The sequence below is a fragment of the Phyllobacterium bourgognense genome, from assembly GCF_003337575.1.
Classification (GTDB): domain Bacteria; phylum Pseudomonadota; class Alphaproteobacteria; order Rhizobiales; family Rhizobiaceae; genus Phyllobacterium; species Phyllobacterium bourgognense.
The window spans coordinates 745176-760167 of the sequence record NZ_QPJM01000001.1; the positions used below are offsets into that span (position 1 = coordinate 745176).

General features: G+C 57.3%; 15 protein-coding genes. 8 read left to right on the forward strand and 7 right to left on the reverse strand.

The window, feature by feature from the left end:
* Positions 1-55 precede the first annotated feature (55 nt).
* Complete coding sequence (locus C7476_RS03570) at positions 56-604, forward strand: glycosyltransferase (RefSeq protein WP_114428486.1); 549 nt, start codon at positions 56-58, stop codon at positions 602-604.
* Here C7476_RS03570 and moaB read toward each other — a convergent pair.
* From moaB to C7476_RS03600, 6 genes are all read right to left on the reverse strand, one after another.
* The gene (gene moaB / locus C7476_RS03575; RefSeq protein ID WP_114428487.1) at positions 601-1152 is read right to left on the reverse strand and encodes a molybdenum cofactor biosynthesis protein B; all 552 of its coding nucleotides are present in this window, start codon (positions 1150-1152) and stop codon (positions 601-603) included. The two genes, C7476_RS03570 and moaB, sit on opposite strands and share 4 nt — an antisense overlap.
* 2 nt (positions 1153-1154) lie before the next feature.
* A complete protein-coding gene (locus C7476_RS03580) occupies positions 1155-2048 on the reverse strand; it encodes a 4-(cytidine 5'-diphospho)-2-C-methyl-D-erythritol kinase (RefSeq protein ID WP_114428488.1) in 894 nt (297 codons plus the stop codon).
* A gap of 5 nt (positions 2049-2053) precedes the next feature.
* Positions 2054-2239 (reverse strand): hypothetical protein, encoded by a 186-nt coding sequence (locus C7476_RS03585; RefSeq protein WP_112525800.1) that lies wholly within the window; start codon positions 2237-2239, stop codon positions 2054-2056.
* Positions 2240-2318: 79 nt separating this feature from the next.
* Positions 2319-3176, reverse strand: a complete 858-nt coding sequence (locus C7476_RS03590; protein WP_114428489.1) for a S49 family peptidase — start codon at positions 3174-3176, stop codon at positions 2319-2321.
* Between the two features lie 72 nt (positions 3177-3248).
* Positions 3249-4019: a tRNA1(Val) (adenine(37)-N6)-methyltransferase gene (locus C7476_RS03595; RefSeq protein WP_114428490.1), complete on the reverse strand. Its 771-nt coding sequence runs from the start codon at positions 4017-4019 to the stop codon at positions 3249-3251.
* 3 nt (positions 4020-4022) lie between these two features.
* Positions 4023-4244 carry a putative signal transducing protein gene (locus tag C7476_RS03600; protein ID WP_112525794.1) on the reverse strand — a complete coding sequence of 74 codons (222 nt, stop codon included), beginning with the start codon at positions 4242-4244 and terminating at the stop codon, positions 4023-4025.
* A gap of 188 nt (positions 4245-4432) precedes the next feature.
* Between C7476_RS03600 and C7476_RS03605 the strand changes: the two genes are divergently transcribed.
* From C7476_RS03605 to glyS, 4 genes are all read left to right on the forward strand, one after another.
* Positions 4433-5449, forward strand: a complete 1017-nt coding sequence (locus C7476_RS03605) for a polyprenyl synthetase family protein (protein ID WP_114428567.1) — start codon at positions 4433-4435, stop codon at positions 5447-5449.
* Between the two features lie 134 nt (positions 5450-5583).
* Positions 5584-7386, forward strand: a complete 1803-nt coding sequence (locus C7476_RS03610; protein WP_114428491.1) for a tetratricopeptide repeat protein — start codon at positions 5584-5586, stop codon at positions 7384-7386.
* A 102-nt stretch (positions 7387-7488) separates the two neighbouring features.
* Entirely contained in the window at positions 7489-8424 is a 936-nt protein-coding gene (locus C7476_RS03615) for a glycine--tRNA ligase subunit alpha (protein ID WP_425373939.1), read from the forward strand.
* Positions 8424-10718 (forward strand): glycine--tRNA ligase subunit beta, encoded by a 2295-nt coding sequence (gene glyS / locus C7476_RS03620; protein WP_114428492.1) that lies wholly within the window; start codon positions 8424-8426, stop codon positions 10716-10718. Before C7476_RS03615 ends, glyS begins: the two co-directional genes overlap by 1 nt.
* A gap of 31 nt (positions 10719-10749) precedes the next feature.
* On the opposite strand, the gene C7476_RS03625 is transcribed toward glyS, so the two are convergent.
* Positions 10750-11127 carry a hypothetical protein gene (locus C7476_RS03625; protein ID WP_114428493.1) on the reverse strand — a complete coding sequence of 126 codons (378 nt, stop codon included), beginning with the start codon at positions 11125-11127 and terminating at the stop codon, positions 10750-10752.
* A 314-nt stretch (positions 11128-11441) separates the two neighbouring features.
* On the opposite strand from C7476_RS03625, the gene C7476_RS03630 reads away from it, so the two are divergent.
* The 3 genes from C7476_RS03630 (at position 11442) to C7476_RS03640 (ending at position 14639) form a co-directional block, all read left to right on the forward strand.
* On the forward strand, positions 11442-12434 hold the full coding sequence (locus C7476_RS03630) for an L-threonylcarbamoyladenylate synthase (RefSeq protein ID WP_114428494.1): 993 nt from the start codon (positions 11442-11444) through the stop codon (positions 12432-12434).
* 5 nt (positions 12435-12439) lie between these two features.
* The gene (locus C7476_RS03635) at positions 12440-13846 is read left to right on the forward strand and encodes an FAD-binding oxidoreductase (RefSeq protein ID WP_181872342.1); all 1407 of its coding nucleotides are present in this window, start codon (positions 12440-12442) and stop codon (positions 13844-13846) included.
* 220 nt (positions 13847-14066) lie between these two features.
* Entirely contained in the window at positions 14067-14639 is a 573-nt protein-coding gene (locus tag C7476_RS03640; protein WP_114428496.1) for a DUF6101 family protein, read from the forward strand.
* The last annotated feature ends 353 nt before the right edge of the window (positions 14640-14992 follow it).

The window sequence follows — 14992 nt, forward strand, 5'->3', positions numbered from 1 at the left end:
CTATTCCTAGCAAACTCTGAGAACAAAGCAAGAACAATCTTCGCCGAAAGGAGTGATGGAAATTCTTATAATAATACTATATTGGCTCCTGATGATTTCCGTCCTGATTGAAACCCAAAATTCGGATGAGGCGTTGGCGAGGACGCTCGGCGGTCTGGTCGGCGGCGCCGTCGAAGGTATTTTGAGCGATGTGATCATCATCGATCAAGGCTCTGACGATCAGACCCATCGCGTTGCCGATGCTGCCGGATGCATCTTTCTGCAGGACCAGGCTTTGATCGATGGTTTCAGGAGGGCCCGCAGCGAATGGTTCCTGTTTCTCGAGCCCGGCGCGCGATTGTTGGATGGGTGGATCGAACCCGTTGCTGTTCATGCGGAACGCATGCAGGGTCCCGCTTGCTTTACTCGCTCGCACACTCATCGCAGGCCGTTTCTGAGCCGCGTATTCTCGCCTGGCAACCCGTTGGCCGATGGATTGCTCATTTCCAAGCGCCAATCAATGGCACTGTTCACTCCCGGGAAAAAGGCCGCCGATATTGCGCGCGGGCTCGCCATGAAACGGCTTCGGGCGGAGATTATTCCGGCCCCGTCAAAGAAGACCTAGCCCTTGCCGCCGCGCGTCAGATGTTCATTCAGCCGTGGCATGATCTCGACGAAATTGCATGGCATATGCCGGTAATCCAGCTGGTATTGCAGAATATTATCCCAAGCGTCCCTGCAGGCGCCGGGCGAACCCGGCAGCACGAAAACGAAGGTCGCATTGACGACGCCACCGGTTGCCCGTGATTGGATGGTCGAAGTGCCGATCTTGTCGTAGGAAATGCGGTGGAACACTTCGGAAAAGCCGTCCATACGCTTTTCGAAGATCGGCTCGAGCGCTTCCGGGGTCACATCGCGGCCCGTAAAGCCGGTGCCGCCGGTGCTGATGATCACGTCGATTTGCGGGTCCTTTGACCACGAAAGCACGCGATCCCGAATTTTCTCGGCGTCATCGGTAACGATAGTACGCTCCGCCAATATATGACCTGCGGCGAGAAGCCTCTCGGACAATGTGGTTCCCGATTTGTCATCTTCGAGCGTGCGTGTATCGGATACCGTCAGAACGGCGATCTTGACCGGTACAAACGGTCGTGTCTCATCGATCCGGGCCAAGATCAGCTCCTCTCCATGCCATTGTGTGTGGCAACAACGAACCAACCCGGCTGAGCCCGCTTGAGCGCCGCTGCCGCAGCTTCGGCCTCGTGGTCGCTGCCGTAAATCGCAAAACAGGTACCACCGGAACCGGACATGCGCACCAGTCGGGGATCAGTGCTGCGCAGCGCCTTCATGGCATCGCCGATTGCCGGAGTGAGCTTTTCAGCTGCTGAAAAGAGATGGTTGTCCGTCTGCCCGAGATAGAGGCAGACATCGTGCACGCTGGAGAAGTTGGGCAGCGCGGGAAGAGACTGGTTGTCGCGCTTTACAAGCGCCGAAAAGACCTGTGGGGTTGAGGTTGCTAGACCACTATTGACGAGGACCATTGGCAAATGCGGAAAACCGTCGATGCCTTCGATTTCCTCGCCGATGCCCCGTGCAATCAATGGCTGGCCATAAAGACACATTGGGACATCTGCGCCCAGGGTCAAACCGATTGCAGCCAGTTCGTTCGTTTCGATGCCCCAGAGCACTGTCAGCGCCCGTAAAGTTGCCGCGGCATCACTCGATCCACCACCAATACCGGAAGCGATCGGAAGGTGTTTTTCAAGATGAATGGCAACAGGGGCGCCCTTTTCGGGAAATCGGGCGCGCAGAGCATTCCTTGCCTTGAGTACGAGGTTGGTTTCGTCATCGGGCAAGGCGCGTCCAAAAGGCCCCGACACTTCGAAGGAATCGAATGGCGCCGGTGTGGCGCTCACCTTGTCGCCGATATGCGCAAACACAACGAGGCTGTCGAGGAGATGATAGCCGTCATCCCTGCGCCCGGTCACATGCAGGGCAAGATTGATCTTGGCGGGGGCGATCAAACTGATCGTACGCTCTAGCGCCCGAGGCTCTACACTATCCAACATTGCCTTCAGTCTTTGCGCAAACGGTATTCGCCCGTCTCGGGATCCTGCACCAATGTTCCCTGTGCACGATTCTGCACTTCTTTTTCCGCTTCGCGAACCCGCTCTGAAACGCGCTGCGCCTCTTTCTTGAACGAGCGATAGCCGTAAAAGGCAGCACAGCCGACCAGAGCGAAAAAGATCAATTGTGGCATCGTCCCAACCTCGAAAACCAGATGTTCTGAGTATTAATAGCACGCCACTGCGAGCTTGCCAAAATTCGCGGCGCTCAGATCATAGCCCAAATCGCGACCAAAGCGCCCGTTCCTCGGCAGCGCTGACTACACCATTGGCCAGATTGGCTCCAAGCGCCTCAATTCTGGTTTCCGTAGACGGAATCTTGCGTCCGAACATGCCCCGTGGCTGCGTGATCAGTTTTAGCCGGGTCTTTGGGCCGTATTGTGACTGAAGATAAGATCTTATATCGCCAAGCCCATCGACAAGTCCAAGTTCAACGCCCCGCGTTCCTGTCCAGAAGAGACCTGTGAACAAGTCGGGATTATCGCTCAGTTTCTCTCCCCGCCGTTCCTTGACGAGATTGATGAAAGTCTCGTGAATTTCGAGCTGGAGCGCCTTCAAATGCTCGATGTCTTCCTTGTTTTCAGGTCGGAACGGATCGAGCGTTGCCTTGTTCTTTCCCGCTGTATGGACGCGGCGCTCAACGCCGATTTTCTTGATGAGATCGGTGAATCCGAAACTTGCCGAGACGACGCCGATGGAGCCGACGATGGAGGAGGGGTCGGCAATAATTTCATCGCCGGCTACAGCGATCATATAGCCTCCCGAGGCCGCGACATCCTCGACGAACATGTAGACTTTCTTGTTCTTCTCCGTGGCCAGATCGCGAATGCGCCGGTAGATCAGACGCGATTGAACTGGCGATCCACCCGGGGAATTGATGGAGATTGCCACTGCGGGTGCGTCTTTTTCTGCAAAAGCTTTCTCCAGGACAGCGGCCGTCGATGCAAGCGAGAGATTTTGCCGAAAGGGGCCACCGCCAGACATGATCACGCCGTGTAAGCGAACAACCGGAATTTCCTGATAGTCGGGACGCCAGCGACGGGGCAATAGTTTCCGGATAAATCGAGCCAAGCGTGTCTCCTGTGGCTATGTGTTGTCAGAACCATGTAGGCCACATGCAGGAAATCACAATGGGATCAAAGTCTAAAAAAGCGACGCCAATCCATTATTGATAGCAATTGCCCGCTCGGTGAATGCATTCCCGGTTTCATGATGCAGGACGAGGGCCGGATGGAGCGACAGCCCCGCGCGGCTTCCCCTGATACCTTTAATGACAATGCGAATGGCGGCGTCCTGCGGTCTTGGCTGCACGGGAACGATGATCAGCCCGCCAAAGCGTCCCTCAAGCGCATCGAGCAAATCCGTTATCGATGTTGGCCGCGCAATGATTCCAATCGATCCGCCGGGCTTTACGATGGCAGCCGCCGTCCTCACCCATTTTTCCATCATGTCCTTGGTCATGACGTGCGCCTCCGCCTTTACCGGGTCTGGCGTCGCGCGGTCGCTGGGCTGGTTGAAGGGTGGGTTCATGATGACGAAATCAAAGCTGTTGTCGGTGAGCCCAGCGGCATTACGGGTCTTGCCTGTCAACGTCACGTCGGCCCGAAGTACCTCGGCACGGCCGGAAAATGCGCTGTTTTCAGGCAGCGCCAGCGAACTGCGCGCAAAGTCAGTCATGAACTCCGATCGTTCGATCAAGACGGCAGTTGAGCCATTGCAGCGGGAGAGCACAGCAAGGCCTGCGGCACCGGCACCGGCGCCAAGATCGGCGACCCGTCCGGCAAAATCGGTCGGCACTACGCTGGCGAGGATCATCGCGTCCACACCGGAGCGGTGCCCTTTTGCAGCGGGTTGCAACAGGTAAAATCTGCCGCGATGAAACGCGTCCTTCGTCTTTGTGGCGTCGGCGAGCATAAGTCAGTCGCGAAGCTCCTGTTCGATACCGGCGTCTATGAGCAATTGTCGCACTTCTTTTTCGCGGTCGCCATCAACCATGATGCGGCGCCCGAGAATACCAAGCGAACCCTCAAGAATGCTCATGTTCGAATCGGCAACGAAGTGGTTTATCTTCGCTTCCTTCAGCAGTGATTCGACAAAAGAGATTAAAACCGGATCATTTGTACGCAGTATTTCAATCATGTCGTTTCCTGGTGAATTCAAGGCGCTTGCTCATCTTCCCGCTAGGGGAGCTAAACAGCGCTGGACAGCGCCTTATCACGAATTTGTCACCCTTACGCAAATTTTGCGCGCCAATTCGCCGCTTGCGGGTTACAGGCTGTCAAAATAAGGTGTCGCCGCATCAGGCCAGAACCGCAGGGAGTTTCGTTTTGGGCGTCGTTGTCAGTCTTGACGATAAGAAAAACAGTACAGGATCGGTACAGCCGCTGATCGATCTGACCGGCGCCGATATGGCCCGCGTCAACGAACTCATCCTGTCGAAAGCCGGGTCTGACGTCGAGATGATTCCAGAGGTTGCGAACCATCTGATCTCTTCCGGCGGCAAGCGTTTGCGCCCGATGATCACGCTCGCTGCGGCCCGCATGTTCGGCTACCACGGCGATGGCCATGTCAAACTTGCCACCAGCGTCGAGTTCATGCACACGGCGACATTGCTGCACGACGATGTTGTCGACGAAAGCGATCTGCGCCGGGGAAAGCGCACGGCGCGCATGATCTGGGGCAATCAGGCGAGCGTTCTGGTCGGTGATTTTCTCTTGGGTCAGGCTTTCAAGATGATGGTCGATGTCGGCTCGCTGGACGCACTTGATGTGCTCGCGACTTCGGCGTCGGTGATTGCCGAAGGCGAAGTAATGCAGCTTGCGGCTGCGAAAAATCTCGAAACCACCGAAGACGAATACCTTGCCGTTATCAAGGCGAAGACGGCAGCACTTTTTTCTGCGGCCGCTGAAGTCGGACCGATCATCGCTTCCGCGTCGCGGACCGACCGTCAGGCGCTCCGTTCCTATGGGCTCAATCTGGGGCTCGCCTTCCAGCTTGTCGATGACGCCCTCGATTATGGCGGCAACGCCAAGGACCTAGGCAAGAATACCGGCGATGATTTCCGCGAGGGCAAGATTACCCTGCCGGTCGTGCTCACCTACCGGCGTGGAACACCCGAAGAGCGGCTCTTCTGGAAGGAGGCGCTCGAGAACGGTGCAAATGACGACAAGGGACTGGAAAAAGCCAAAGGATTGATGACGCGCTATGGTGCATTGAGTGATACAATACAGCGCGCCCGGCATTTTGGCGGCATCGCCCGGGATGCACTCGCTCCACTCGATCAATCGCCGCAGAAGGATGCGCTTCTGGAAGTCATCGACTTCTGCATCAGCCGGGTCAATTGATGGGTTCTTACGCTGCGTAAAGGCCCAAAACTCGGAACATCCGATCAACCTTGAGCGAAAACCGTAAAAAGGCCATGGTTTCCTTGAGGATTCGGACAATCATCTCAATTCGGGAACACAAAGAGGGTTTTGTTATGCAGCGTAGTAAATTGCTTGGCTCGGTCATGGGCGCAACGCTCGCTGCGTTAACGGTGGGAGCTGCGTCCGCTCAGGCCGCGACCAACACCACACCGACATTGAATGCCGGCACTCTTTCCGGCGCGTTCCTTTCCGCGCGTACCGCCGAGCGCAGCAATGATTTCGACAGCGCAATCTCTTTCTACCGGCAAGCGCTGGCGTATGATCCGAAGAATACGGAGCTGCGGCAGAGCCTGATGCTGGTGCTGTTGACCAACGGACAGTTCAAGCAAGCACTGCCAATCGCGGAAGAGCTGAAGTCCGTTCCGGAAATCGAACGGTTTTCGCGGCTGGCTCTCGGTATTGATGCCCTCAACAGGAAACAGTACCGGCAGGTCGACACACTGATGATGCTGTCGCTCCAGTCCGATCTGGACCGCATGATAACCGGGCTCGTCGCGGCTTGGGCCAAGGCGGGCGCTGGCAAGCCGAACGAAGCGCTTTCGATGATCGACAAGTTGCAGGGTCCGGAAGGCTTCACACTGTTCAAGACGTACAATTCCGCACTGATCGCCGATATGGCCGGCCAGAAGGATAAGGCTGCAACGTTCTACCAGAGCGCGATCGACGACAAAACAAATGTTGCTGCAGCACCCGACACCTATGAACGTCTCGTCGAAGCCTATGCGTCATTCAAGATGCGCTCGGGCGATAAGGACGCTGCCCAAGCCTTGGTCAAGGAAGCCTCGGAGGTGCTTTCCGGCCGCATGGTGCTCGCTGAATTCGGCAAGCAGATTGCTGATGGGAAGACGGTAAAACCACTCATACAAACGCCGCAACAGGGCGCGGCCGAGGTGCTTTATACGGTGGCGACAGCCATCAACCGCAATGGCGGTGAAGCCTTCTCGAAGCTCTATTTGCAGATGTCTTTGCCACTTCGCCCAGATCATGACGCGACGCTGTACCAGCTCGGCGACATCAGCGCGAAGCTGGAACAGTCAGACAAGGCGATCGACTATTTCGGCAAGATTTCCGCGGATTCTCCCTATAGCCGCGATGCCGAGATGCAACTCGCCATCAATCTGGCGATCCTGAAGCGCAATGACGAGGCTATCCAGCACCTCAATGGCCTGCTGAAGAGCCAACCCGAAGACATGCGCACCTATCTCGCGATCGGGAGCATCTACTCGCAAGACAAGAACTATCAGAAGGCTGCGGAAACCTATGACCAGGCGGTCGGCGTACTCAAGGAGCCGACCCGCAATGACTGGACGATTTTCTATCAGCGCGGGATCGCCTACGAGCGCCTGAAGCAATGGGACAAGGCCGAGCCGAATTTCCTCAGGGCGCTTGAACTTTATCCGGATCAGCCGCAGGTACTGAACTATCTCGGTTATTCGTGGATCGACATGAATACCAAACTCGAGCAGGGTCTTGATCTGATCAAGAAGGCCGTCGCAGCTCGTCCACAGGACGGTTACATCGTTGATTCCCTCGGCTGGGCCTACTACCGCCTTGGCCGTTACGATGATGCCGTGGCCCAACTCGAGCAGGCCGTGAAACTTCGGGCGGAAGATGCAACGATCAACGACCATCTGGGCGATGCCTACTGGCGGGCGGGCCGCAAACTGGAAGCAACGTTCCAATGGGCGCATGCACGCGATTCCAAGCCCGAGCCGGAAGATCTAGTCAAGATAGAGGAAAAGCTGAAGAACGGCCTTCCTGATGACAAGGATCCTGGCGTTGCCAAGAATGGCCCAGATGCACCGAAGCCACCTGTTGCACCAGCGCCCGCAGTGGCTCCCGACAAGAAGGGCTGACTGCTTGGTTCTACTTGACCGGCTGGAGTGCAGGTCTTAGGACGTGCACTCCGTTCCTAGTTGTCAAAGGCCCATGCGGTGACCGTTTCACTCCCCGATCATATGCAGCCGACCCGCTCGTTTCAGGGTCTTATCCTCACGCTTCACAATTACTGGGCGGAGAATGGCTGCGTCATCTTGCAGCCCTACGACATGGAAGTCGGCGCCGGCACGTTTCATCCGGCAACGACCCTGCGCTCGCTTGGACCAAAGCCATGGAAGGCAGCCTATGTGCAGCCTTCGCGCCGCCCCAAGGACGGCCGCTACGGAGAAAACCCGAACCGGCTGCAGCATTATTACCAGTACCAGGTGATCATGAAGCCATCGCCGCCCAATCTGCAGGAGCTTTATCTCGGCTCTCTGCGGGCGATTGGTCTTGACCCGCTGCTGCACGATATCCGTTTTGTCGAGGACGACTGGGAGAGCCCGACCCTCGGTGCCTGGGGTCTCGGCTGGGAGTGCTGGTGCGACGGCATGGAGGTTTCGCAATTCACCTATTTCCAGCAGGTCTGCGGCATCGAGTGTGCACCGGTTTCCGGCGAATTGACCTACGGCCTGGAACGCCTCGCCATGTATGTGCAGGGCGTCGACAACGTCTACGACCTGAACTTCAATGGCTTGGAAGGCGATGAAAAAGTGACCTATGGCGATGTCTTTCTGCAGGCCGAGCAGGAATACTCGCGGCACAATTTCGAGCACGCGAACACTGCGATTCTGCTGCGGCATTTCGAGGATGCCGAAGCCGAGTGCGAGGCGCTCCTGCGCGCTGGCTCTCCCAAGGCGGGTGACAACAGCCCGCTGCACAAGATGGTCCTGCCCGCTTACGACCAATGCATCAAGGCCTCGCACGCCTTCAATCTTCTCGATGCGCGCGGTGTCATTTCGGTGACCGAGCGCCAGAGCTATATTCTGCGGGTCCGCAACCTCGCCAAGGCATGCGGCGAAGCCTTCTTGCTGACTGAAGCCGGTGGCGCCAATCTTAAAAGCGAGTCCGTGTAATGCCTGATCTTTTGCTCGAACTTCGCTCGGAGGAAATACCAGCGCGCATGCAGCGCAAGGCCGCGGGCGACCTGAAAAAGCTTGTGACCGACGCGTTGGTCGAGGCTGGCCTCACCTATGAAGCTGCGGGCGATTACTGGACACCGCGGCGCCTGACGCTGGACATACGGGGTTTAACGGCGCGTTCCAAGGACGTGCATGAGGATCGCAAAGGACCGAGCGTCACCGCTCCCGATCAGGCGATCGCGGGTTTCCTGCGGTCTGCGGGCCTTGCCGATATATCCGAAGCACATGTCCACACGGATCCCAAGAAGGGCGATTTCTATGTCGCTCATCTGACCAAGCCTGGTGGCGCCGCTGAGGAGATCATCGCAGAAATCATGCCGAAGATCATTGCGGCGTTTCCCTGGCCGAAATCCATGCGTTGGGGCAAAGCGTCGTCAAAGCCCGGCAGCCTGCGCTGGGTGCGTCCACTGCAGTCGATCGTCTGCACCTTCGGCCCCGAAACCGAAGAGCCCGTCGTTGTCGACTTCGAGATCGATGGGTTACGCGCCAGCAACGTAACCTATGGCCACCGGTTTTTGAGTGACGGCAAGCCCATTGCCGTTCGCCGTTTCGACGACTACGTCGCCAAGCTTGAGAAAGCCAAGGTGGTACTGGATGCCGACCGCCGCAAGGAAATCATCCTGTCGGATGCGCAGAATATTGCATTCGCGTCTGGTCTTGAGCTGGTCGAAGATGATGCGCTGCTCGAAGAAGTGTCGGGCCTGGTTGAATGGCCGGTTGTGCTTATGGGCGAGTTTGAGGAAGAGTTTCTGGCTATTCCGCCTGAAGTCATCCGCCTGACGATCAAGACCAACCAGAAATGCTTCGTCACGCGCAAACAGGGCGAAAGCGACAGGCTGTCCAACAAGTTCATTCTCGTTTCTAATATCGAGGCGACAGATGGCGGCCGTGAGATCGCCCACGGCAATGGCAAAGTCGTGCGTGCGCGCCTTTCCGACGCGCTGTATTTCTGGAACACTGATCAGCACGATCTGCCGGATATGCACACGCTCGCCCCGGCTGCAATCAAGTTCGATCTTGATCTCAAGAAGCCGCTGGACCAGCGCATGGCGCGGCTCGATGCGCTGAATGTCACCTTCCATGCCAAGCTCGGCACACAGGGCGAACGCGTCACGCGGATCAAGAATCTTGCGCGTGAAATCGCCCCGCTGGTTGGCGCTGATCCAGCGCTGGCAATGCGCGCCGCTGTCCTCGCGAAGGCCGACCTTACGACCGAAATCGTCGGAGAGTTTCCCGAACTTCAGGGCGGCATGGGCCGCAAATATGCGTTGCTGCAGAACGAACATCCATCCGTCGCCGCTGCAATCGAAGAACACTACAAGCCACAAGGCCCCTCCGATTTTGTGCCGGCCGACCCGGTTTCGATCGCCGTTGCGCTTGCCGACAAGCTCGACACGCTTGTCGGGTTCTGGTCCATCGACGAAAAGCCGACCGGCTCGAAAGATCCTTTCGCGCTGCGACGTGCAGCCCTTGGCGTCATTCGCCTGCTTCTTTCCAGTGAATGGAAAATCGAACTGTTGCCATTGTTTCAATCGGCCTTCATTCAGCTGCGCGAAGAAAAGATCGAACAGCGCATCCAGCATTTCGAGGAAGACCAGGCGGCACAGGATACGGGCGACGTCGACGGCGAGGAGGATGTCACCAACGCCATCTCCGGCTTCGAGAAACGTATACGCGGCCAGCTCTCCGAGCGGTCCCAGCCCATTCTCCTCGACCTGCTCAGCTTCTTCCACGAGCGCCTGAAAGTACACCTTCGCGAACTCGGTGCCCGCCACGATCTGATCGACGCGGTGCTGACCGAAGGCGCTGACAATCTGTTGCTGATCGCGCGCCGGGTCGAAGCGCTGGTGGTTTTCCTCAATACGGAAGACGGCAAGAACCTTCTTGCCGGCACCAAGCGTGCCGCCAACATCTTAAGCGCCGAGGAAAAGAAGGGAACACCGATTTCCCCAGTTGTCGACGCCGCGCTTTTCACACTGGAAGAAGAGCGGGAGCTTTCAGCGGCGGTGAATCAAGCCGAGAGCCAGGCGGCGCAAGCGATTCAAAACGAAGACTTTTCCGGCGCCATGATCGCGCTTAGCGCTTTGCGTGAACCAGTTGATTCATTCTTTGAGAAAGTGTTGGTTAACGACGACAATCCGGACATCCGCGCAAATCGTCTGGCATTGCTCTCCCGCATCAGGACAGCGACGAACACGGTTGCGGATTTCTCAAAAATCGCGGGATAACAGGAAGATAGGCGCTGTTCTTAGCGCCTGTCTATTGCACGCCGGCGCGCAGCGGCGTTTCACCAACATCGGCAATGACCTTTTCAGGTGCCGGCTGGCCGGGTTGCACAAGCGGCGCTGCATTGGCGGCCATCATCGAGTCGGATTGTGTACCGTTGCCCTGCAGACGCGCCATATACTGGCGCGAACGCTCGCGCCGTTCGGCATAGGCTTTCAGCTTGGCTGCCTCTTTTGCCTTTTGCGCCAGGCAAGGTGAGCAGATCGGATTGCCGTTTGCATCGAAGCTGTCATAGCCGACATATGAGACGGAATTTGGCTTGGCCGACCCGCTGATTTCGTCGATCGAGCCAGCTTGGGCGGATACCGTGAATAGCGCAATCGTCGTTGCGGCAATGATTTGGCGAAGCATGGCAAACCCGTCCCCGTTCTTTTCTTGGCCGACTGTTAACAGCGATTTATTGCCAAGCCTTGTTCAGGATGGATTCAATTTTATGCATGATGTCATTCGGTGTGTTCATCAGCGTATACTTGCGGCAAGTGTTCTCCATCGTGTAGGCAATGCACCGGGGTCTATCGAGATCACGTCAGGGCGAGGCGAAAATGGTGGTTTTTGAGCACCGGAGCGCAGCGTATATTTTGGTACGTGAGCACCGGAGCGTAGAAAAACGCCGTTTGCAGACCGCCACGGCGTTATCTCGATAGACCCCGCGATCGGAGACAGCTTTGGCACTAATCCTTGCGGCAGACGAACCAGCAATCGAGACGGCAGCTTCCACGCTTGCCGAAGGCAAACTCGTCGCTATTCCCACCGAGACCGTTTATGGGCTCGCGGCCGACGCGACCAATGGCGACGCTGTGGCCAGAATTTTCGAGGCAAAGGGCAGGCCGCATTTCAACCCGCTGATCTGCCATGTTTCCGATATCGCCATGGCGGAACGATACGCCCTGATCGATCCCCTATCGCGGCGCCTGATCGATGCATTCTGGCCGGGCCCGCTCACGCTGGTCGTTCCCCTGAAGCCCGATGCCGGCATTCATCCGCTCGTGGCGGCAGGTCTGGACACCATAGCCCTGCGCATGCCGCGCGGGATTGCCAGAAAGATCATCGCGGCGCTTGACAGGCCCCTCGCGGCTCCGAGTGCCAATACGTCTGGAAAGATCAGCGGCACGAATGCTGAAGCCGTTGCCGACGATCTTGGTCAAAAGATAGCGCTTATCCTCGATGCAGGTCCTTCCGAGGTTGGGCTGGAATCGACGATTGTCAAAGTGCAGGGGGACGCGATCCTGTTGTTGCGTCCGGGCGGGCTTGCTGCTGAAGACATAGAGGCGGTTATCGGCCACAGGTTGGAACGCCTGGATCAGCGTGCCGCCATTCAGGCGCCTGGCATGATGACGTCGCATTATGCGCCGTCGGCGAGCGTCCGGCTCAATGTGCACGAGGTGCGGGAAGGGGAGTGCTTGCTTGCTTTCGGTCCGCTGCGTGCCCGGCACGCGCAACTGGCTGCGGCTAGCCTCAACCTCAGCGAGACCGGCAATTTGCGTGAGGCCGCCGCCAATCTCTTCGACTTCATGAAACGCCTCGATAGCTGCGGCGGTACTGTGATCGCTGTTGAACCTATTCCCTTTAACGGACTGGGCGAAGCCATCAATGACCGGCTCGTCCGTGCTGCCGCGCCGCGTTCGCTTTCGACTGACGAGATGGAACAGATAAAATGAACCTGATACCGGAACTGATCGAACGCTTTACGGCGATTGTCGGTGAGAAATATGCGCTGCGCGATATACAGGACATTGAACCGTATCTCGTCGAGCCACGTGACAAGTTTGGTGGCAAGACATCATTGGTGTTGCGTCCGGCGCACGTTGAAGAGATTTCGGCCATTCTCAGACTGGCAACCGAAACCGGCACCGCCATTATTCCGCAAGGCGGCAATACCGGCCTTGTAGGGGGGCAGGTACCTGATGAAAGCGGCAACCAGATCATCCTGTCGCTATCCCGGCTAAACGCAATTCGTTCCATCGACACATCGGGCAACCTTGCCATCGTCGAGGCCGGCGTTGTCCTGCAAAAGCTCCAGGGAGCGGCTGAACAAGCTGGTCGCTTATTTCCCCTATCACTTGGCTCGGAGGGCTCGTGCCAGATTGGCGGCAATCTCTCGTCCAATGCTGGTGGAACCGCTGTACTGGCCTACGGAAACACGCGCGAACTCTGTCTTGGGGTGGAGGTTGTGCTTCCTACGGGCGAAATCCTGAACGATCTTCGAACCGTCAAGAAAGACAATACCGGCTATGATCTGAAAGATCTGTTTATCGGTGCGGAAGGTACGCTCGGCGTGATCACCGCCGCGGTCATGAAGCTTTTTCCGCTGCCGAAGGGCAAGGGCGTCGCCTATGCAGGTCTTGCCAGTCCGGGTGATGCATTGAAGCTTTTGAGCCTCGCGCAGACCCATGCGGGGTCGTCCTTGACCGGCTTCGAACTGATGCCACGTATCGGCGTCGAGTTTTCAGTCGCCCACACCGATGGCGTGCGCGACCCTTTGCAACAGCCGCACAACTGGTATGTGCTGATCGATATTTCCTCGTCGCGCTCCGCTGAGGACGCTCGCGAGACCATAGAAGCAATTTTGACCGAGGCGTTCGAAGCCGGGCTCGTAGAAGATGCGACGATTGCGGAAAGTACGGCACAGGAGAAATCGTTCTGGCACATGCGAGAGGCCATGTCCGAAGCCCAGAAGCCGGAAGGCGGCTCGATCAAGCACGACATTTCCATTCCTGTTGCCCGTATCCCTGATTTCATCGCCGAGGCTGACGCCTCCGTTCTCGATCTCATCCCGGGCGCACGCATCGTTTCCTTCGGCCACATGGGTGATGGCAATTTGCACTATAATATTTCCCAGCCGGTAGGCGCCGACAAGCAGGCGTTTCTCGATCGCTGGGTCGAAGTCAACAAGCGCGTCCACGATATCGTCCGTGCCTATAAGGGTTCGATCTCGGCAGAGCACGGCATTGGTCAGCTGAAGCGCAAGGAGCTTTTCGAGACGAAATCCCCTGTGGCTCTCGATCTCATGCGCCGGATCAAGAAATCCTTCGATCCGGCGGGTATCATGAACCCCGGAAAAGTGATCTGATTCCGTCAATCATCTGTTCATACCCCTTACCGGAATCTTGGTGCTGGTTGGGTTTCGATAACCATTCCACCTAATCAGAAAGAGTTAACCCCGTTCGTTAAGCGGGATTGGGAGAGTTGGCGCCTATTGTTGCCCTAACGAGACCGGAAAATGGTCCGCACTACAGGGAAATACAGAGAAGACCGGAAAACCGGCTCTCAGGATCGACAGAAGGCGTCACATGAAGAAAACCGGAGCCAAGCCGGTGTGGGCAGGTCGGGAATTCCGGCTTGACCCATTCCATCTGCCACAGACGGTCACTTACGCCACGCGCGACGACCGGGACGATATTACGTTCACGCTGCACGAACGGGGCGCCGTGGTGAAGCGGTTGCTGCCGGCAAGTCATCTTCCCGTTTCACTCGCCTTGCCACCTTGTGCCTTTCTCGGCGTGACAGCGCGCGCCGCTGAGGACGACGTTGGGGATATCACGGTAACTCTGGAACTTATGCACACGGACCCGCATCTCTCTGTGCCGTTGCTGGTTGCGCATGATCTCAACGATATCGCTGCCGATTGGCGCGCCTGGTCGGCGCTGTTCAAACTGCCGATGATGCTGGTCGAGGAAGACGGTGTCGCACGGCAGCTGGAACAGAGCATCGGGCCGGTTGCTGTTGCAGCGCCAAAAGAGCGCCGTCAGGGCCGTGAACCGCGCCGCCGCCGTCCGCGCTTTCTTGCCCGTCGCAAGATGGGTGATCTCGGCCTGCGGCTCGTGATTGGCGGCGAGGAGATCATCGCTCAGGGCGGGAAGTAGGAGCGCTCTTATCTCCCCCTTGTGGGGGGCCGAAGGCGGGCGAGACCCGTGGCTCGCCCCGGTAGGATTTTCTTGGTGTTAGCGCAGCTAACCCTTAGAAAATCCAAGAGAGGGGATAAGTTTCCCTACCTATCGCAGATCCCCTCACTTGCGAGTTCTAGCACTTAGCAAGGGCTAAGATGCTGAAATCGCTTTCTCTCCCGCAAGGGGAGAGATAATCGGAATCGACTGTCTGCGCTTCGTTCGCTGACAATCTACGGCCACTTATCCACGCTCCCCGAACCTGAGCTATCCTATGCCCGTCCTTTCCATGGGGAGCTGCTTCCGGAGCCGTTCGAAAGTGGGGAAGGACG